This window comes from Flavobacterium turcicum (assembly GCF_011365745.1).
Taxonomy (GTDB): domain Bacteria; phylum Bacteroidota; class Bacteroidia; order Flavobacteriales; family Flavobacteriaceae; genus Flavobacterium; species Flavobacterium turcicum.
Genome location: NZ_JAAOBY010000001.1, coordinates 306053 through 326758 on the forward strand (window position 1 = coordinate 306053; position 20706 = coordinate 326758).

The 20706-nt window shown below is 34.3% G+C and carries 17 protein-coding genes; 9 read left to right on the forward strand and 8 right to left on the reverse strand.

From position 1 onward, the window contains the following. The first annotated feature begins 17 nt into the window (after nucleotides 1–17). Both G9Q29_RS01365 and G9Q29_RS01370 read left to right on the forward strand, forming a co-directional pair. A complete protein-coding gene (locus tag G9Q29_RS01365) occupies nucleotides 18–1646 on the forward strand; it encodes a S8 family peptidase (protein WP_166132713.1) in 1629 nt (542 codons plus the stop codon). 62 nt (nucleotides 1647–1708) lie between these two features. Beyond that, nucleotides 1709–3577, forward strand: a complete 1869-nt coding sequence (locus G9Q29_RS01370; RefSeq protein WP_166132714.1) for a M1 family metallopeptidase — start codon at nucleotides 1709–1711, stop codon at nucleotides 3575–3577. A gap of 233 nt (nucleotides 3578–3810) precedes the next feature. On the opposite strand, the gene G9Q29_RS01375 is transcribed toward G9Q29_RS01370, so the two are convergent. Genes G9Q29_RS01375 through G9Q29_RS01390 form a run of 4 tightly spaced genes read right to left on the reverse strand, consistent with a single transcriptional unit; the run spans nucleotide 3811 to nucleotide 10212 of the window. Beyond that, nucleotides 3811–4911 carry an MBOAT family protein gene (locus tag G9Q29_RS01375; RefSeq protein WP_166132715.1) on the reverse strand — a complete coding sequence of 367 codons (1101 nt, stop codon included), beginning with the start codon at nucleotides 4909–4911 and terminating at the stop codon, nucleotides 3811–3813. Then, on the reverse strand, nucleotides 4908–5774 hold the full coding sequence (locus G9Q29_RS01380; protein WP_166132716.1) for a hypothetical protein: 867 nt from the start codon (nucleotides 5772–5774) through the stop codon (nucleotides 4908–4910). The genes G9Q29_RS01375 and G9Q29_RS01380 overlap by 4 nt, the downstream gene beginning before the upstream one ends. A 41-nt stretch (nucleotides 5775–5815) precedes the next feature. Next, on the reverse strand, nucleotides 5816–7651 hold the full coding sequence (locus G9Q29_RS01385; RefSeq protein ID WP_166132717.1) for an AMP-binding protein: 1836 nt from the start codon (nucleotides 7649–7651) through the stop codon (nucleotides 5816–5818). Next, a complete protein-coding gene (locus G9Q29_RS01390) occupies nucleotides 7648–10212 on the reverse strand; it encodes a class I adenylate-forming enzyme family protein (RefSeq protein ID WP_166132718.1) in 2565 nt (854 codons plus the stop codon). The genes G9Q29_RS01385 and G9Q29_RS01390 overlap by 4 nt, the downstream gene beginning before the upstream one ends. Nucleotides 10213–10548: 336 nt before the next feature. On the opposite strand from G9Q29_RS01390, the gene G9Q29_RS01395 reads away from it, so the two are divergent. Continuing rightward, complete coding sequence (locus tag G9Q29_RS01395; RefSeq protein ID WP_166132719.1) at nucleotides 10549–10941, forward strand: hypothetical protein; 393 nt, start codon at nucleotides 10549–10551, stop codon at nucleotides 10939–10941. A gap of 77 nt (nucleotides 10942–11018) precedes the next feature. Here the strand turns inward: G9Q29_RS01395 and G9Q29_RS01400 are convergent, their stop codons facing one another. Further along, nucleotides 11019–12224 (reverse strand): NAD(P)/FAD-dependent oxidoreductase, encoded by a 1206-nt coding sequence (locus tag G9Q29_RS01400; RefSeq protein ID WP_166132720.1) that lies wholly within the window; start codon nucleotides 12222–12224, stop codon nucleotides 11019–11021. Nucleotides 12225–12472: 248 nt separating this feature from the next. Between G9Q29_RS01400 and G9Q29_RS01405 the strand changes: the two genes are divergently transcribed. After that, complete coding sequence (locus G9Q29_RS01405) at nucleotides 12473–12943, forward strand: hypothetical protein (protein ID WP_166132721.1); 471 nt, start codon at nucleotides 12473–12475, stop codon at nucleotides 12941–12943. Nucleotides 12944–13064: 121 nt separating this feature from the next. On the opposite strand, the gene G9Q29_RS01410 is transcribed toward G9Q29_RS01405, so the two are convergent. Continuing rightward, nucleotides 13065–14003, reverse strand: a complete 939-nt coding sequence (locus G9Q29_RS01410) for an L-threonine 3-dehydrogenase (protein WP_166132722.1) — start codon at nucleotides 14001–14003, stop codon at nucleotides 13065–13067. A 350-nt stretch (nucleotides 14004–14353) separates the two neighbouring features. Between G9Q29_RS01410 and G9Q29_RS01415 the strand changes: the two genes are divergently transcribed. The 5 genes from G9Q29_RS01415 to G9Q29_RS01435 all read left to right on the forward strand — a co-directional run bounded on the left by G9Q29_RS01415 (nucleotide 14354) and on the right by G9Q29_RS01435 (nucleotide 19520). Then, complete coding sequence (locus G9Q29_RS01415) at nucleotides 14354–14959, forward strand: hypothetical protein (RefSeq protein ID WP_166132723.1); 606 nt, start codon at nucleotides 14354–14356, stop codon at nucleotides 14957–14959. Beyond that, on the forward strand, nucleotides 14952–18320 hold the full coding sequence (gene mfd / locus G9Q29_RS01420) for a transcription-repair coupling factor (protein WP_166132724.1): 3369 nt from the start codon (nucleotides 14952–14954) through the stop codon (nucleotides 18318–18320). The genes G9Q29_RS01415 and mfd overlap by 8 nt, the downstream gene beginning before the upstream one ends. Before the next feature lie 37 nt (nucleotides 18321–18357). Next, nucleotides 18358–18870, forward strand: a complete 513-nt coding sequence (locus tag G9Q29_RS01425) for a tripartite tricarboxylate transporter TctB family protein (RefSeq protein ID WP_166132725.1) — start codon at nucleotides 18358–18360, stop codon at nucleotides 18868–18870. Between the two features lie 141 nt (nucleotides 18871–19011). Further along, nucleotides 19012–19236 (forward strand): hypothetical protein, encoded by a 225-nt coding sequence (locus G9Q29_RS01430; protein ID WP_166132726.1) that lies wholly within the window; start codon nucleotides 19012–19014, stop codon nucleotides 19234–19236. Then, nucleotides 19227–19520 (forward strand): type II toxin-antitoxin system RelE/ParE family toxin, encoded by a 294-nt coding sequence (locus tag G9Q29_RS01435; protein ID WP_166132727.1) that lies wholly within the window; start codon nucleotides 19227–19229, stop codon nucleotides 19518–19520. Before G9Q29_RS01430 ends, G9Q29_RS01435 begins: the two co-directional genes overlap by 10 nt. Before the next feature lie 9 nt (nucleotides 19521–19529). Here G9Q29_RS01435 and G9Q29_RS01440 read toward each other — a convergent pair whose 3' ends face one another. After that, entirely contained in the window at nucleotides 19530–20186 is a 657-nt protein-coding gene (locus tag G9Q29_RS01440; RefSeq protein ID WP_166132728.1) for an aspartate kinase, read from the reverse strand. Nucleotides 20187–20294: 108 nt separating this feature from the next. Next, nucleotides 20295–20654, reverse strand: a complete 360-nt coding sequence (locus G9Q29_RS01445; RefSeq protein WP_166132729.1) for a YraN family protein — start codon at nucleotides 20652–20654, stop codon at nucleotides 20295–20297. Between the last annotated feature and the right edge of the window lie 52 nt (nucleotides 20655–20706).

Consider the following 20706-nt stretch of genomic DNA (forward strand, 5'->3'; position numbering starts at 1 on the left):
TTTAAAAGTAAATATCCATGAATACCATCAAACCTATCTACATTTCTGCTTTTGCCATGCTTGCTTTAGTAGGATGTGGCGCTGCAAAACAAGTTTCGAGTACTGCGACAGCTAATTTGGCTCCAATTTCTGCACCGTTAAATGTACAGAAGAAAGCGGCTTTAACAGAAAACGAATTGAAACGTTGGAGTCACCTTGATATTGTAAGCGACACCATTCCTGGAATGAGTATTGATAAAGCTTATGCTGAATTGTTAAAAGGTAAAAAAGGAGTACCTGTTATTGTAGGTATTGTAGACTCAGGTGTTGATATCGAGCATGAAGATTTAAAATCGGTTTTATGGACCAATGCTAAGGAAATTGCAGGAAACGGAATCGACGACGATAAAAATGGTTACGTTGATGATATTCACGGTTGGAATTTCTTGGGTGATATTACCAAAGAAAATGTTGAATACGAAAGAATCATTAGAGATAAAACTTTGGTAGACGAAAAAACATTTCAAGAAGCCAAAGCAGTAAATGATAAAAAAGTAGCCGAAGCAGCAACAATAAAAGCACGCTCGGAGCAAATGATTAGCACATTAACCACAAGCGATGCTGCAATTGCGAAGCATTTAGGTAAAGCTGTTTATACCGCAGAAGAGGTAAAAGCAATTACAACTCAAGATGCTGATTTACTAAAAAGCAAAACTACAATGCAACAAATGTTGGGTTATGGTTTACCAGTTGCTGAGTTGAAAGTTGCCGTACAAAAACAAAAAGATGCTCAAGATGCACTTATTAATGGTGACAACCTGAAAACAGATTATCGTAAAGTGGTTGGCGACAATCCAAACGATATTACTGATACCAAGTACGGGAACAACAACGTAATGGGTCCAGATAAAAACGAAATTTTGCATGGTACACACGTTGCCGGAATTGTCGCTCAAGTTAGAGGTAACAATTTAGGTGGAGATGGAGTAGCAAATAATGTTCAAATTTTAACAGTTCGTGCCGTGCCAGACGGAGATGAGTACGATAAAGATATTGCATTAGGAATTCGTTATGCGGTAGACAATGGCGCGAAAGTAATCAACGGAAGTTTTGGAAAAAGCTTTTCTCCACACAAACAGTGGGTGTATGACGCTATTAAATATGCAGAGAAAAAAGACGTTCTTTTTGTACACGCGGCAGGAAACGATGCGAAAGATATTGACTTTGCCGAAAATTTCCCGAACGATTCTGATGATAAAGTAAAAGAGTTTGCTTCAAACGTAATAACTATCGGGGCATTGAATTATGAATACGGAGAAAAAGTAGTAGCTCGTTTTTCTAACATTGGTAAATTAAATGTAGACGTTTTTGCACCAGGAGTAAAAATTTATGCAACCACTCCAAATAACGAATACCAATATTTACAAGGAACTTCAATGGCTGCGCCAAACACAGCAGGAGTTGCAGCATTGATTCGTTCGTACTATCCAAAATTATCAGCCAAACAAGTAAAACAAATCTTGATGGATTCGGGAGTTGCAATAACTACCGAAGTAATTGTAGGTGGAAAACCAACAGACAAACGTTCGTTTACAACGCTATCTCAATCAGGTAAAATTGTAAATGCTTACAACGCATTATTGATGGCTGAGAAAATGTCAAAATAACTAATAAAAACTTAATTTTATGGAAGGACAAATCGTCCTTCCATTTTTTATTTTAACCACTTATGAAAAAACTATTTTTATGCGCTCTTTTAACTACTGGTTTTGGTAGTGTTTGGGCACAAAGTAATGCGTATTGGCAGCAACATGCAAACTACAAAATGGAAGTTGCACTCGATGTCGCTACCTATAAGTACAAAGGAGCGCAAGAGCTGGTGTATACTAACAATTCTTCGGATACGTTAAAAAAAGTGTATTACCATTTATTCAACAACGCTTTTCAGCCAGGAAGCGAAATGGATGCGCGCATTCAAAACATCAAAGATCCTGATGGCAGAATGGTATCTAAAGTAAAAGTAGGTGACAAAGAAGTAAAAGAAAGTCGCATTAAAAATTTGAAACCTAACGAAATTGGTTTTTTACACGTAACTAATTTCAAACAAGATGGTGTTGCCGCTACTGCAAAAGAAGTGGGAACCATACTCGAAGTAACTTTGGCAAAGCCTATTTTACCGAACTCTAAAACTACTTTCACACTAGATTTTGACGGTCAAGTTCCGGTGCAAATTCGTCGTTCTGGACGCAATAATGCTGAAGGAGTTGAATTGTCAATGGCGCAATGGTATCCAAAATTAGCCGAATTTGATTTTGAAGGTTGGCACGCAGATCCATATATCGCAAGAGAATTTCACGGAGTTTGGGGCGATTTTGACGTAAAAATTACTATCGATAAAAATTATGTTTTAGGTGGAACAGGTTACTTGCAAAATCCAAATGAAATTGGTCACGGATACCAAGATCAAGGCGCAGTGGTTACCATTCCTAAAAAAGCTAAAACACTTACATGGCATTTTAAAGCACCAATGGTTCACGACTTTACTTGGGCAGCTGACAAAAACTATATTCATGATATTGCCAAAGGTCCAAATGGTGTTGACATTCACTTTTTGTACAAAAACAACCCACAATACATTGAAAACTGGAAAAATCTACAGCCGTTGACTGTAAAATTGATGGAGTTTTACAACAAAACCGTAGGTGAGTATCCGTACAAACAATATTCAGTTATTCAAGGTGGCGATGGCGGAATGGAGTATGCCATGTGTACTTTGATATTGGGGCAAGGTAAATTTGAAGGATTGTTAGGCGTAACGGCTCACGAAATGGCGCACTCTTGGTTCCAACATGTATTGGCCTCAAACGAGTCTAAACACGGCTGGATGGATGAAGGTTTTACATCGTTCTTAGAAGATTTGGGAATGAATGAAATAGCAGAGAAAAAAGCACAAAATCCTTTTGCGGGAGGTTATGCAGGATATTTTTCAATGGTTAATTCAGGAAAAGAATTGCCTCAAGGAACACACGCGGATCGTTTTGATGAGAACAGAGTGTACAGTATTAGTTCCTACAGCAAAGGAGAACTTTTCTTGACACAATTAGTTTATTTGATTGGGAAAGACAATTTGATGAAAACATTGAAAAAATACTACAGCGATTTCAAATTCAAGCATCCTGCGCCGAATGATATTAAAAGAACAGCTGAGAGAGTTTCAGGAGCTAACTTAGATTGGTATTTAACAGATTGGACACAAACAACCAACACGATTGATTACGGAATTAAAGAAGTAACTGAAAATGCAGGTCAAACAAAGGTGGTTTTAGAAAGAATTGGTAGAATGCCAATGCCAATTGATTTGCTTGTTGAATATACAGATGGAACAGTAGAAACTTTTTATGTGCCTTTGCGCATGATGAGTTTTGAAAAAGAAAATCCGTATCCGGCAATTAAAAGAACGGTACTTTCTGATTGGGCTTGGGCATACCCAACTTACGAGTTGAATGTTCCTAAAGCAAAATCATCTATAAAAAGTATTACGATTGACCCTAGCAGTTTAATGGCTGATATTAAAAAAGAGAATAACGTTTTTAAATAATTCTTTTTAATAAAATTAATGTCTACTTCTTGATCAACATCTTTAAAGTGTTGTTTAAGAAGTAGACATTTTTTTATGTAGTTAAAGTTACCAACCAATATATCGAAATTGTCCTTCTCCAAGATCAGCCAAAAGTAATCGTAGAAGATAGATTATTAATATGGTATACCAAATTACAATTAGAATCAAGGCTATATTTTTATGGAAGTATTTTTTTAAAAAAGAATACATGGTTATGAAATTAGAAATAAAATTTTGTAAGTTTCAATTGCGCTCGCTAGCGATTCATGACTGATAATGATGCCACTACAAGCAAAAAAATGAAGTACAAACAGCCGTCCTAAAAAAGTGCTTACTAAGTTTTTTGGTATTTGTTGAAAAAAGGAACCTGCAGAAATGGCTATTGCCTGCAAAATTCCCCAAATCAAGTAACGAATTGAAATTTCATGCCACATTGCAATTACAATCATCGTAATCCCCACGCCTAGCAGTGGTTTTCTGTAGTATGAACTAATAGGAGTGTAGATATAATCTTTGCAAAAAGACGATAACGACATGTGGTACTTTGTCCAGAAATCGCGCATGTTTGTTGTTAAAAATGGATAATTAAAATTTTCAGTTATCCGGTAACCCATCAATAAACTAAGACCTATTGCAATATCAGAGTACCCAGCAAATTGAAAGTAAGCATTTAAAACAAAACGAATAGTTTCTAAGTAATTTTGTAGCCAAATGTCACTTGGATCTAAATTTTTGATATAAAGGTTTGCCTTAAACGTAAACAAATAATTTCCTAGAATGACAATTTTAGACAAGCCATACAATACGCGTTGTAATCCGTCAGAAAAGTAGTCTTGATTAAAGCGTCTTCGTTGCCAATCCTTGACAAAATCAGCATAGCGGTTTATTGGACCAACAATAAATACGGGTAGAAAAAGATTATAGCTCAAGTAGAACAATAGGTTTGGGTTTTTAACTTTATCTTTAAAAAATTCTAAAGTGTAATGAATATTTCGAAACGCGTAATAAGAAATTCCCAAAGGCACAACCCAATTTTGTTCTAAAGCAATAGTTATTTTTATTGTCAATAGCAATAGCGCCAAAAACAGTAAGCTAATCCCTATTTTGAAGGTTTGTTTTAGTTTTGTATGATGCAGAAGGTAAAAATTTCCTATCGAAACAAATGTCAATAAAGCAAAAGATAATGGAGACTCATAAAGAATAAATAATCCAGTACAAATAATTTGCGATTGTAAAACATATTTTTTTGGCAAAATCCATGATAAAATAACCATAGGAATAGCAAAGCAAAACAAATGATAGACTAAGGTCATGGTAATAATTTAAATTGAGTAATTAGCCAATCTTGGTATTTTTTTGCGCCTTTGTAATTTAAATGGCCACCATCAACAAAGTCAGAATTATTCAATAGATTAGGATACTTCCAGAAGTCTATTTTATAGGTTCTTTGGTATTTTTTTAGTACTTCGATCCAAGCTTTTTTTTGAGTAGAACTTAACCAGATTTGTTCTAATTGAGGAGCACGAGGAAGATCTATAAAAATAATTTTTGTCTTTTTAAGCTGTAACGTTGAACAAGCCTCGTTTAAAATTTTATTTTCATTAAATAATCTAACAGAACGCTTTTTTTGTAATAATTGTTTATAATCTTCAATGTTAAACTGATCATGGAATAAAGCGTTTTCGGGTGTGATTTTAAAGAAATTTATTGTCTTTTCTGGAGCCAATCCAATTGTATTTTTGACAAAAAAAAATAAATTATTAATAGCAATTTTTAGATACTTCAAAGTTAACTCAGTTTCTTCACCATCAACCAAGATGTGATTGATCTCAATAAATAGATAATCTGGTGGATGATTTACTAATTCTTCAAAAAGTTTTAATTTGTTAATTTTTTCATTGTCTAGAGCATTAATTGCTATGGAGCAAATTTTTGGATTTGCTTTTGTTTGCTTTAATTCAAATTTTTCATCAATTGCGTTTAGGTTATATAAGGCATGACCTATTAAAGATGATCCTAAAAAAACAACTGATGGTCTTGCGGCATTTGAACTGTTATTTACTTTTAAAATTTTTCTGACTTTAGTGTTGATATTTTTATATTCGATTTGTTTATTTTTCTTTTCAGTTTGTAAACCAAATACAGAAATTAATACAAGCACTAAAATGGTACTCACAGTATACAACCAAACTTTTAGCGGTGGACTCGTTTCGTTCATTAATTAATTTTTTTTGAAATCATGGTGTGAATTGAGCGAATGCTCGTCATTGACATAATCTCTGAAGTTGTAAATTGAATTGAAAAAATTTCTTCGAGTGTTGTTATAAAAATCAAGTTATTCAATGAGTCCCATCCAGAAAGAGAATTTGAAGAACTTGCTTCAGTTATGTCATTGCTGTCAATTTTAAAAGTATTAGCCGCAGTTTGAATAATAGTTTCGAGTGTTTCTGCGCTATTCTCAATTGGTTTTTTTAATTGCTGCTCAATATTTTTCTTTAGTTGATCTACTTGTATTTTGCCACTTATACCACGCGGTAAATCAGCAACAAAATAAATATCATGTGGCACTTTTTCTTGCTCTAAATTTTCTCGTAGGTATTTGTAAAGTTGTATTTCATTTAAAGTACTACCTTCATTTAGTTGAATGCAGGCAATTATTTTTTCAGTCAAAACAGCGTCATAAACGCCAATTACTTTACAATCATGAACTTCATTAGTGTTTAATATTACTTCTTCAATTTCCTCAGGTTGAATCCTAAAACCACCAGAGTTGATCATGCTTTTTTTACGACCAATTATTTTAACAAACCCTTGTTCGTCTTGCTGTGCATAATCGCCGGTATGTAACCATCCATTAATAAGTACTTCAAGGGTTGCTGTAGGGTTACCAAAATATTTTTTCATGATGTGTTTACCAGAAATAGCTAACTCACCGGTTTTATTTGGTCCTACTTCGGTACCATTTTCATCAATAATTTTTACTTCGCAATCAACAGGTTTTCCTACGGTTCCTATTTTAAAAGAATCTGATGAGGGGCCACAAAACAAACTGCCATTAACCGTTTCGGTCAAACCATAAACATTCAATATTTGAACCTTAAAAAGAGACGAAACAGAAGTCCATAATTTTTCCTCAAGTTGCGCTGCTACTGAAATGATGTACTTAAAGTCGGGAGTTTGAAAACTATCTTCAAAATCTTCGTGGTATTTCTCAAAAAAGGAAAGCAAAGTAGGAACTACAAATAAGTGTGATATCTTATACTTGTAGATTGCGTAATAGATTAAATCGAGTTTAGAAGTATCGAGTTTAAACGGGCAATACCAAGTGGCACCACAATAAAAAGCTAGAAGCGGACCTTGATTGATTCCATCTGCATGATATAGATTAAGTACATTTAAAATAGCCGAACTTTCATTCATTTCATACACTTTTTGTAATGTTTTTAAATGACTAAATAAGCTATCATAAGATATTGCAACACCTTTTGGATCTGAGGTAGAACCTGATGTGTACATTATATATGCTATACTCTCAGGGTCAATCGCTTTATGGTTTTGCAATGGTACTTTTTCAAATTTTTGTAAACAAGCCGGATATGAGTTGTTGTTAATTTCTGTGGTAGAATCGGTAGTTTTTTGTGCAAAAATTTTACTCAAAAATTTTTTCTTTCCAACTTGAGTTCTTTGTATTTCGATGCAGTTTTCATGCGTAACTTCCCAGGCTAATTTTACAGAAGTATCTAAAAAAATAGCTTTTGGTTCGCAATTTTTTATGATAGAATGTGCCCTAGATGATTTGGTATTGTAGTCTAATAAAACCACGGTCAGGCCAAAACAATATGCGGCAATTGTTAATTCTACTAAACTTTGATGGTCTGCTGTAGACAATATAATTTTATCCGATGCTTGCAAACCGAGTTTATCAAAATAAACACTAAGTTGATTTGTAGTTGAAACAAGATCTTGATAAGTAATAGTTTTATTATCTGCTAAAACAGCAAATTTTTTATTAGGATGTAATCGCGCGCGATCTAACAATTGTATACAATTCATAAATACTTTTGTAATTCTGTTTTAATAATTTTTCCGTGGCTTGTACGTGGCATTTTCTCAATTATTTTAATGACGCTAGGTACTTTGCTCTGGCCTAATTGTTTCGAAATTTTTTCTTTTATAGTTCCAATACCAATTTCTGTTGTTGTATTCTGGTTTGCTATTTCTACGAACAAAGCTAGTTTTTCTGATTCGTTATCAAAAAAAGAGATTAGTCCAGTGTCTACAACCTCTTCTAATGCTTGCACTACGTCTTCAATTTCTTGAAAATATACAATTTCACTACGAGCATTTTTTATAAAATCTTTCTTTCGCCCTGTTAATTCGATGGTTCCAAGTATCGTTTTTTTGGCTAAATCTCCAGTGTAGAACCAAGTTTGAACTCCATCAAAATCAGGATTATTGGAATGATATCCTTGGGTATTGCAATAACTATATATGCGCAGTTCGCCAATGATTCCTATGGGTACTTCTTGATTGTTTTTATCAACAATTTGCGCAATACAATCAATGGTCTTGCCTATATTATGTCCAATATCTTGGTATGACACGTGAGTTTCTCCAAGGCAAAAGCCGGTAGTTTCAGTCAAGCCGTAGTAGTTCAAGATTTTTTTAGTTGTTTTTTCAAAAAATAGTTCTTTCAATTGTTTCGATAAATTACTTCCGGTACTTAAAACGGTGCTCACTTTCGCCAATCTATTTTTTACTTCTTTTTTAGATAAAAATTGATTCAGTAAACTAGGACTCGCCACCAAAAAACTAATGTCTGCTTCATAAATACCATCTAAAAGCGCACTTATGTTATTGCGTTCATCCTTAGACGGAAGAACACAACTTGCTCCAGCAGTAGCGGTAACCAAGCAGGCATTGCGTAGGCCACTCATAGAATCAAGATTTCCAATTGAATGGTATTTGTCTTGATTTGTAATTTTGTATGTTGTTACCATATTGATCGCGCTTTGAAACAATTGTCCATGCGTTAACAATACCCCTTTTGGCTTACCACTTGATCCAGATGTATGCAAAATCACTGCAAGATCATTTTCATGAAGTGCTAACAATGGTGTCATCTCTTCGTTTTCAAGTAACCAATCAGAAAAAAATAACTTTGTACCCGTTTCATTGAAGTCTTCGGAATCAAAATAAACAGTTTCCACCTTAGGATTTTCGATTGTTTTAGTAGAGTAGTTTAAAAAAACAATTTTTGGCTGGTATTGTACAATTAAATCATTAAAAAGAGCTTCAGGAAGGTCGCTATTGATAGGTACAAACACAACACCTAAATTCATACAGGCCCAAAATAAGCCCATAGCTTCAAAATGAATATCTGCCTCTAAAATAATCGTATCTCCTTTTTTAAATCCTTTTTGTTGTAAGGTGTACGTGATGCAATTTACAATTTCATTAAACTCCCTGTAATTGTAAAAAGTTTCATCAGTACGATCAAACGCAAAGGTGTTTTCTGGAAAATTTCTAACGGATCTTTGCCACAAGGTTTGTAAGTTCATGAGCTCAGGCGCATCAATAAACTCTTGGTGCGAGAAATAGTGCTGTAATCGTACTTGTTTTGAGGTAATGGGTACAATTTGTATAATATCTAGTCGCTCTAACTTGGTAATTATTTTTTTAAAATTAGTTTCATCTAAACCCAATTGTTTTTGAATGAAGCTACAAGTGCGGCATTTTCGGGCCCAATACAATAAAATTAATTCTTCGTTCGAAAGATGGTAACCCAATGTTTTTTCAAGTTGCGCTTCATACACAGGGTGATTTTGCAATAAATTTAAAATCTCATCCTCTAAATCGGATTTTCTGTAAATAATTTGATTGTTACTATCAACTTCTAAGAGTGGATTGAGTAAAATATTAGCTGCGTTGATCTCGAAATAATCAAAAAAATTGTAGGACTGCAGTTCGCTCTCAAGATCTATTTTAGTTGGTGCAATGGCGATTAATCCGTTATAATCCGCTGTATCAGGATTTGCTTTAGCTTGAAAATTTTGATCAAAACTTTTACGATACAAATCAGGCTCTGAAAACACATAAGCTGATTTGTTCATATGTTTTAACTGCTCAAAAAATGCTTCATAATCACGACCGTGAATCAAGTCTCCGCATCTAGAAAAATAAGGAACAGGTTCATTATTAGATAAATGAACGTGCGGAAAAACAATCAATGCATTATCTTGACTAACTCTTAAAATCTCCGGAATTAAATTTGTTTTTAATTGTCTGTGTAGCAAATCAAATCCAAAAACAAAAGCAATAGATTGATCCTCAAAAGGTAATTTTTCCTTAAGGTTACAAAAATAAATTTCAACATTTGAGGGTATTTCTTGATTAGAAAACCAATAAGCAAACCCATTGTAACCCAGAACATCAGTGTCACCTTCCCAAATACTGATTATTTTTTGTTCAGGAAACAAGCCTGATAGCATAGCGGTAGACCAACCAGTTCTACTCCAAATATCCAAAATTACATCCCCTTTTTTAAGCTTTTTTTTCAAATAGGATATAAAAGGGTAAAAGGCTTTGTTAGCTTCATTAAATGGGTTAAACATGGCGTACAAATCAAATAGCGGCTTTCGAAATTTGTTTCGGCAAAAGAGTTCGTACGAGCTAGAATTTATTTTATTATGAATATTTTGTTCCTTTTTTTCACTGATGCTATCTATTGCAAGTGAAGATTCGGTATAAAATCGAAGGTTCGAAATTTGAGGGATATTTATCATTCAAATTGAATTGGTAAACTGAATTATGATTAATTTTGTCAGGTTCGCGGTCCGACTTGCAAAGTTATGACTAAATAAAGAAAGTTTAGTTATCAGTTGCTATTCATAGCGTGTTAAAACGTTGGCTTCTCAAAAATTATTTTAAGATTTTAATTATTTTTTCACATGAAATTCAAATACAATGAAGCAACTGCTTCGCTTGAAATTAAAGACGGTTTAAAAAGTCACTTTTTAATTGTACGACTCTTACTCATCGTGACTTTTGTCAATGTGATATTGAACCTATCGAATTCTCAGGTAGAATTTGGTTTAATGAAACTAATTTGGTTGTTAATTGGTATGGCAGTTGCGGTGGGTTTGCGACAGTATTTTATAAAAAAAACCGGTAGCAATATTATTCCGCTGGAGCAAATTGTATCCGTGCAAGACAAGTCGACATCGGTTAGAAAAAAATATGCACTCATACTCAAAAACGGAAAACGTCGGGATTTAATTGAATTACAATCGGAAGCAGAGTACAAAGAATTACAGACGTTATTAGCAAAAAAGAAAAAGTAAGTTCTTCTTTTTACGCTCCACACAAAAGCCCAAATAAACTATGGTTTACTTGGGCTTTTTGTTATTTGGAAAACAAATTAGCGTCTGAATTTAAATGTATCTGAAAGTGGATGTTTTTTGTTTTGTAACATATCAGCAACAAGTTCCATTCCGATTACAGAAAAGGTGATTCCGTTACCGCCAAAGCCCAAAACAAAATAAGCGCCCGGAAAATTAGGATGTTCGCCTATGTAAGGCAATCCGTCTTTGGTTTCTCCAAAGGTACCTGCCCAAACAAAATCTGTTTGGAAGTGGTAATCTGGTAGCATTTTTTTCAAATAGCTCTTTAGTTTGACTGATTTGTTTTCAAGTAAAGCATCACGCTTTGCAGCATCAACAAAGTCTTCATCTTCTCCACCTATCAACAATCTGTTGTCATCTGTGGTGCGCATGTACATATAAGGTTTGGCGGTGTTCCAAAAAAGAGTTTCACTCAAGTGACTTTGGTCGTCTTCAAATTGTTCTCCAACCATGGCGTAGGTTGACAAGAGGTTCACGAATTTGTCTTTAATAATTTCAGTACTTTCAAAGCCGTTGCAGTAAATTATTTTTTTTGCTGTGATTGTGCTGCCATGCTCGGTTGTTACTACAACTTTGTTTTGATTATAGCTTGTGTTCTTGATGTCAGTTTTGTCAAATATTTGCAAACCTTTTTTGTGATTATAGTGCAAAAGATCATGTGCCAATTGAAACGCATCAATACTTCCGCCTTGTTGTGATAAAATGCCGCCGTGCGAATTTTTTATTTTAAAACGTTTTTCAATGTCAGCAGCTTCGAGCCATTGCACCGGAAGTCCTATTTGTTTTCGGGCCTCAAATTCATCTTTCAGCCAAGCAACATCTTTTTTATAAGCAGCAAAGTAAAGGGAATCTTTTTTCTTGAATCCACAGTCAGACTTTATGGTTGAAACAATCTTTTGCAAATCGTCTATTGATTTGTAGCAAGCCCAATAACTCGCGGCTGCCTCTTCGGGACCTATCAAATCGTTGAGTTCGTGTAAGGGAACATCTATTTCATATTGTAGCATCGAGGTAGTTGCTGATGTACTGCCATGACCTATTTCTCGTCTATCAATTAAAACCGTTTTGTGACCGTCTTTGATGCATTGATGCGCAATCAAACTTCCCGTGATACCGCCACCTACTACCAAGATATCGGTATTAATATTTTCTTGTAACGAGGGATAGGAGTGCAGAATTCCGTTTTTTACCAACCAAAAAGGTTCACTTGATTTAAGTTTCATAACGTTCTGTTTTTTATCAAAAATAATGATAATCACTGCACTACATTTATTTTTAAATTTATAATGTTACATAATTATAGAGTGATTTCTGTTTTTTTAGGAAACGGTTGTTTTTTTAATTAGAAATGTGGGGTTTGGAAGTTTGAAATATCACAAATAAACCGCAAAATATAATTTTGCGGGATTTTTATTCTAAATTTATTGATTTAAAATGTGCTGATATATCGGACGTTCAAATTGTAACTACTATGAAAAAAATATTTTGGATTTTAACATTATGTATTTCATTTTCGATAATGGGTCAATCCCAAGAAAGTGATTTTTTCAACTTTTATAAAGGTGGGAATAAGTATAAGAAACCTGTGAAATATGTCCTTTTTGATGGCTCTGCAGGAGATATTAAAAAAGAAGTTAATTATAAAATCTATTTTTATATGGGAGGAGAAACTTTTATTTATGATTCTAAAATCAATAAAAAGGATACTTTTTTAGTTGATAAGTCTAAATTCACCTTTGACAAAGCAGAAGATTTACAACAAATGGCGTATCAGTTTTACAAGGAAAAAAAGCAACTGGAGGAAAGAAAAATGAAGTTGAAAAATCCAATACTGTATCCAGTAACTGATTTTAGTCCTTATTTTAAAATTTTTGTATTAGAAAAAACTAAAAAAAATACTTTGTTAAAATATGAAGTAGACTGGATATATTCTACTTTTTAAATACCCAGGATTAATGTTGATTTGAACATAAATTTCAAAATAAATTTAGCCTGAGATTAATAAAACCAAAAAAAGTCTAATGTAAAAATTAGACTTTTTTTGAGTATATATTTAAGAGAGTTTACTTCAAATGCTCTAGCATATCAATTGTCATGCTTGCTAAATCAAACTCATGATTCCAGTTCCAGTCTTCGCGAGCGCTGCTGTCATCAATACTTGCAGGCCAGCTGTCGGCAATTTTTTGACGGAAATCTGGTTCGTAGGTAATCGTAAATTCAGGAATGTGTTTTTGTATTTCGGCAGCAATTTCTGTTGGCGTAAAGCTCATAGCAGCCAAATTGTATGAGGAACGAATTTTAATTTCTTCAACAGGCGCTTGCATGATTTTGATGGTAGCCGCAATAGCATCATCCATGTACATCATTGGCATTTTAGTTTCTGAGGATAAAAAACACTCATATTTTTTATCGGCTAATGCTTTGTGATAAATGTCTACAGCATAATCTGTAGTTCCGCCACCAGGAGGCGATGACCAGCTGATCAAACCAGGATAACGAATACTACGCACATCAACACCAAACACATTGTGGTAGTATTCACACCATCTTTCGCCTGCTTGCTTACTGATTCCGTAGACCGTTGATGGCTCCATAACCGTGTATTGCGGTGTGTTTTCTTTGGGTGTTGTAGGTCCAAAAACCGCGATGCTTGATGGCCAAAATATCTTTTTTATTTTTCCGGCTTTCGCCAAATTCAAAACATGAAATAAAGAGTTCATATTCAAGTCCCACGCAAAGGCTGGGTTTTTCTCGGCTGTAGCCGATAATAGTGCCGCCATCAAGTACACATCGGTAATTTGATGAACTTCAACCAAATGCTCAATCTGATTAAAATCTAAAGCATTTACTACTTCAAATGGACCCGAATTTACTACATCAACGTTCAGTTTTCTGATGTCAGAGGCAATCACATTTTCGGTTCCGTAAATCGAGCGTAACTTTTGCGTAAGCTCTGTTCCTATTTGGCCGCAAGCGCCTATAATCAATATTTTAGTACTCATCTTATTCTGTTTTGAAAAACAAAGATAACGTTTTCGCGAATAGTACAACTTTTGATAAAAACAGCAATAAAAAGCACAAACACTACATTAAATTTAATCTAAAACGAAAATACTGGTTTTTTTAGTGGTGAAATCTATTTGGTCGTTGTCAAAATGGCAAAGTTATGGCCATAATTTTTAAAACAAATTTAATTCAGATCCTATTTAAAATATTATGCGGCGTCAAAAAGCAGTTTTTTCAACCTAGTAAATCGAAAGTTGATTGGTTTCTTGCGAGATTGACATTACCCAAAACCACCATTCGTTATTGCCAATTTAGTTTGTAACTTTGTACTTTAATGACACAAAAAATGAAATACAATTTTGCTCTTTGCTGTTGCCTCGTTTTGTTCTTATTTTCCTGTAAAAATGAGGATGACAATCGTTTGGCTGACACACAAAAGGAGGTTCAAAAAAAGGAAGTTTTAGTAAAAAAATTGCAAAAGGCTTGGGATTTTTATGACACACCACTCACCGAAGCTTCTGAAACGAGTATAGCCTCTTGGAACGAGTTGCGCCTTTTTTTGGATGCCTTGGCACAAAAACCGCAAGCATCTGTTCGCGCGTACCAACGCAAATCGGCAGAATTATCTAAAAAAGTAATGGCGCTGGGCGAACGCATACCCTACCAATACGACAAACCACAAATACGCAGTCGCATTGCAGCCCTTACAACCAAGGTGCGGATGTTGGATTTATTTATGCACTTAGACGTTATTCCAGACAAAAAAGTCAGTGCTTTGGTAGCCGAAATTAATCTCGAATTGCTTTCCGTTCAACGACAAATGGACGAAATTGTCGAAAAAAGTAAAATCCAGTTAGAAGAAGGTGAATCTGATTTGCTACGCATGCTAGACAGCAGCAGAGCCATTCCTAATACGCCTATTGTAGATCCAAATATTCCACGCGTTGAGTAAATCAGTTTTATACCAAACCTACGATACTGCTCCCAAAACCATACAAATTGCAGTGCGCTTACTCGAAAAAAATCAGGTAAAAATGCAGCTTTCGGGCTTGGTGGGGTCGTCTCTTTCCTTTGTTTTGCGTGCTGTTTTTAAAAAGGCGGAGCTTCCGTTTTTAGTTGTGCTCAATGACAAAGAAGAAGCTGCTTATTATTTGAATGATCTAGAACAAATGGTGGGCGAGCAAGATGTGTTGTTTTATCCAGCATCGTTTCGTAGGCCTTACGAGCTTGAGGATACCGATAATGCCAATGTTTTGCTTAGAGCCGAAGTTTTGAACCGCATCAACTCTCGTAAAAAACCAGCGCTAATTGTTACCTATCCGGAGGCTTTGTTTGAAAAAGTGGTAACTCGAAAGCAATTAGACACCAATACTTTAAAAGTGGCTGTTGGTGACAAAATTTCTATCGATTTTATAAACGAAGTTTTATTCGAATACGAATTCAAAAGAGTCGATTTTATCACTGAACCGGGCGAGTTTTCTGTTCGTGGTGGAATCGTCGATGTGTTTTCTTTCTCGAATGATAATCCGTACCGAATTGAATTTTTTGGCGATGAGGTTGAGAGCATTCGTACTTTTGATGTAGCGACGCAGTTGTCTATTTTGCCGCAGAAAAAAATTGCTATTATCCCAAATGTCGAAAACAAAGTATTTCAAGAAAACCGCGAAAGTTTTCTGGATTATATCTCAGAGCAAACGGTTATTTGCATTCAAAATACTGAAAATTTATGCACAGAGTTAGACAAACAATTTGCTCGTGCCGAAAACGCTTTTGCTAAATTATCGCAAGAAATCAAACGTAGTGAGCCAGAGCAATTGTTTTTGAACCAAACACAATTTATCAAGCGCGCGCTAGATTTTTCGATTATTGAGTTCAATACTAAGGCTATTTTTAGAGCTACTCAAAAATGGGAATTCCATATCAAGCCGCAACCTTCGTTCAATAAACAATTTGATTTGTTGCTGAATAATTTGAATGAAAATCATTTTAACGGTTACAAAAATTATTTGTTTTGTTCAAATGATGCGCAAGCCAAACGTTTTCACGATATCTTCGAAACCTTAGACGAAGCTAATTCTGAGAATATCCGCAAGCAATACAATACGGTTGTGTTGCCATTGTATCAAGGTTTTGTGGATGAAGAAAACCAGATTACGTGTTACACCGACCATCAAATTTTTGAACGCTACCATAAATTCAACATCAAAAATGGCTATTCAAAAAAGCAAAACATAACTTTAAAAGAGCTTACAACACTTTCGGTGGGCGATTATGTAACGCATATTGATCACGGAATAGGTCGTTTTGGAGGTTTGCAAAAAATACAAGTCGAAGGCAAAACACAAGAGGCAATCAAGCTCGTTTATGCCGATAATGACATTGTGTATGTAAGCATTCATTCGCTCCATAAAATTTCAAAATACAACGGCAAAGACGGAACGCCACCTAAAATTTACAAGCTAGGTTCTAACGCTTGGAAGGTTTTAAAACAAAAAACCAAAGCACGTGTCAAGCATATTGCTTTTAATTTGATCCAGCTTTACGCCAAAAGAAGACTCGAAAAAGGATTTCAATACGCGCCCGACAGTTACTTGCAAAACGAGTTAGAAAGTTCATTTATTTACGAAGATACGCCTGACCAAACTAAATCAACTGCTGAGGTAAAAGCTGATATGGAAAGCGATCGCCCAATGGACCGCTTGGTTTGTGGTGACGTAGGTTTTGGTAAAACCGAAGTAGCTATTCGTGCGGCTTTCAAAGCAGTCGATAATAGCAAACAAGTTGCTGTTTTGGTTCCTACAACTATTTTGGCTTACCAACATTATAGAACTTTTAGCGAGCGATTGAAAGATATGCCGGTGTCTATTGGTTATTTGAACCGTTTTAGAACCGCCAAACAAAAAGCCGAAACGCTAAAACAATTAGCCGAAGGAAAACTTGATATTGTGATAGGAACGCATCAATTGGTCAACAAAAATGTTGTTTTTAAAGACCTTGGTTTGTTGATTGTAGATGAGGAACAAAAATTTGGTGTCAACGTAAAAGACAAACTGAAAACCATTGCTGCGAATGTGGATACCTTAACACTAACTGCAACGCCAATCCCGAGAACCTTACAGTTTTCATTGATGGCAGCTCGAGATTTATCAGTTATTACTACGCCTCCGCCAAATAGATATCCTATTGAAACGAATGTGGTTGGCTTTAGCGAAGAGACCATTCGAGACGCTATTTCGTATGAAATTCAGCGAAACGGACAGGTTTTCTTTATCAATAACCGAATAGAAAATATTAAGGAAGTAGCCGGAATGATTCAGCGTTTGGTTCCCAATGCCAGAGTAGGAATCGGTCACGGTCAAATGGATGGTAAAAAACTTGAAGAATTGATGTTGGCTTTCATGAACGGTGAATTCGATGTTTTAGTCGCAACAACCATTATCGAAAGCGGATTGGATGTGCCAAATGCGAATACGATTTTTATCAATAATGCCAATAATTTCGGACTGTCTGATTTGCATCAAATGCGCGGTCGAGTAGGTCGAAGTAACAAGAAAGCATTCTGTTATTTTATCTGTCCGCCTTATTCAAGTATGACCGAAGATGCTCGTAAACGTATTCAAGCCTTGGAACAATTCAGTGAATTAGGCAGCGGATTTAACATTGCCATGAAAGATTTAGAAATTCGTGGTGCTGGAGATTTACTAGGAGGTGAGCAAAGTGGTTTCATCAACGAAATTGGTTTTGATACTTATCAAAAAATCATGAACGAGGCCATTGATGAGTTGAAAGAAAATGAATTTAAAGATTTATATCCAGAAGAGAATAATATTGAGACCAAGGAATATGTAAAAGACCTCCAAATAGATACTGATTTTGAATTGTTGTTTTCTGATGAATACATCAATAATGTATCGGAACGATTGAGTTTGTACAATGAGTTGGGTGCCATCAAAAATGAAGAGGAACTAATCGTATTTCAAAATAAATTGATTGATCGTTTTGGACCTATGCCACCACGTGCCAAAGCATTGATGAATAGTATTCGTATTAAATGGATCGCTACACGAATAGGAATTGAGAAATTGGTATTGAAGCAAGGCAAAATGATTGGTTATTTTGTCTCGGATCAACAATCGGATTACTACCAATCCAAGCGATTTATGCAAGTTGTGAATTTTGTTCAAAAAAATACTGCTATTTGTAGAATGAAAGAAAAGCAAACTCCAGCAGGATTACGTTTGCTCTTAACCTTTGATGATGCCAAAACTACGCGTAGGTGCTTGGAATTGATGGAGATGTTGGGTGGGGAGTAAAAAATATTTCTTCAATAAACTTTAAACAATTGAATAATTGACAACTAATGCTACTAAGGAAAAATCATTTTTTCAAAAAATAACTTCCAAAAGCCTGTATAAATTTGGTTTTGTTGGATTGATTCCCAATTTTGGATTGATTCCTGGCGGAGTTCTATTGTTTCAGGGATTTATAAGGAAAGATAAAAAAATGAAATTAATTGGATTAGGAGGAATTCTTTTCACACCTATATTTTGGTTTATTTATCTAAACAGCGATTTTCATGAAAAACATTTAATACAATTTACAAATATTCAATTGAATGAAATGGTAAAAGATTTAGAGTTTTATAAAAGTAAAAATGGAACGTATCCTGATAGTTTACCAGAATTGAAACTACAAAACAAGTTTTTTAATGATGATGAGTTGTTTAATAGTGAATTCAATTTTAAAGAATCAAAACCTGCAAGATTTTATTACAAAAAACAAGAAAGTGATTATGTTTTAAAATCATTGGGTCCTGATTTGATTTTAAATACAGAAGATGATATCCATCCAGAATTAAAATAAAATGCTTGTCATTTTCTTAAATCAATATTAATAAAATCTATTTGTTTAATATTTTAAAAATGAAACACTTAGTTAAATTTGACGATTTATTTTTTTACCATTATCAAAAAAGATAACTTTGTTAAACTAAAATTTTAAGTTATGAATTTAGCCACCAGAAAATATAATTTGATTCAAGAGTTGACAACTATTGACGAAAGTTTATTGGAAAAACTTGAAATCATTTTAAAAACCAGTAAAAAGGATTGGTTTACTGATTTGAATTCAGAGGAAAAACAGCAAATTGAAATCGGTTTAAAACAAGTAGAAAATGACGAGTTTGTAAGTCATGAAACTGTAATGAACAGATTTGCCAAATGGCGTTAGAGATTAAATGGACTCCTCAAGCCGATACAGGTTTGGCAATTGTTATTGAATATTTAGAAGCGGAATGGACGTTCAGGGAAATTTTGCAGTTGGAAGAAAATATCAATCAAGTTATTAAGCAAATTAGTCATTTCCCTGACCTTTATCCAAAGTCTAAATCCTTTAAAAATCTTCATAAAGCAACCATAGATAGAAATAACTATCTTGTTTACCAAGTTAATTATAAAAAATCATGTATTGAAATAATTAATTTTAGAGGAACGAAACAAAAACCTAAATATTAGGAAGTGAATTTAATTCTTCAAATCCTTTATCACTTTAAAAGCCACATCCACTTGTTCTTCACTTACTAAGATAGTGAACTCGTTTGATGTCGAAATTACCTCGTTGATAATAATTCCTTCCCAAGCCAAACGCTGAAAAATGAAATAGTAAATTCCAGGAACTACAATGTTTTCTTTGGGTAATTTTACAGTGATTGATGCCAGATCATCTAGTTTCTGAATCAGTTTTTCGTTTGCAAAATGTTTGTCTACAAGATGATTGATGCTGTTGCTCACTACAATATTTGTTTCGTTTACTCCTCTTGATGAAGTATAAAAAATATCTGGCAATGCATTGATATCCGCAATTAAATCAGCCTGTTTGTTCAAAACTGTTTCTGAGGCTGCAAAAGTATAATCCGTCAAGGCTGATCGTACGGTGATTTCGCCAATATTTTTGATGACTTTATTAATCTTGTGGTTGAGTCTAAAATCCAGTTCCTCTGTTAATCTTTTCAACGCCATTACTACAGCACCTTGTTTCACTTCTTTACCAAAATCAGCTTCTAACTCTGTCATGATATTACGTGATAACGAAGTCAAATTGATAATGCCTAGTGATAAAGCATTTAGTAAAAAAGGTTTTGTTTTGATGTAATTTTCAACAATTGAAGAAACAGTTTTCATGATGGATTTTTTTAATTTGTAGTTGCGTTGTATGTAGTTACTGTGTAATTTGAATGCAAAGATAAATAAAAAACAATTTGTTACAAATATAACAATATAAAAAAGTGATTAAAAATGATAAAAGGCATCGGTAAGATGCTCAATAACAAAAGATTTATCGTTTTTATGAATGGCGATGATATCAAAACGTACCTCTAGGTCAAGATCATTTTGAGTTACAAATGCATCAACAGCTTTTACTAACAGTTGTATTTTTTTGGGCTTCACAAAATCCTGAGGTAATCCAAAATCTAAGGAAGATCTTGTTTTTACTTCGACTACAGCAAGAACACCTGCTTTTTGGGCTAGGATGTCAATTTCTGCTTTTTGAAACGTATAATTGGTTTGCAAAATAGTATAGCCTTCCTTTTGCAGGAACTCAACAGCCATTTCTTCGCCAAGTTTACCAAGTTCATTGTGTTCAGCCATTTAAAAATTTTGTTTCAAGTTTGAGGTTATACGTTATTTAACTTCTGCAACT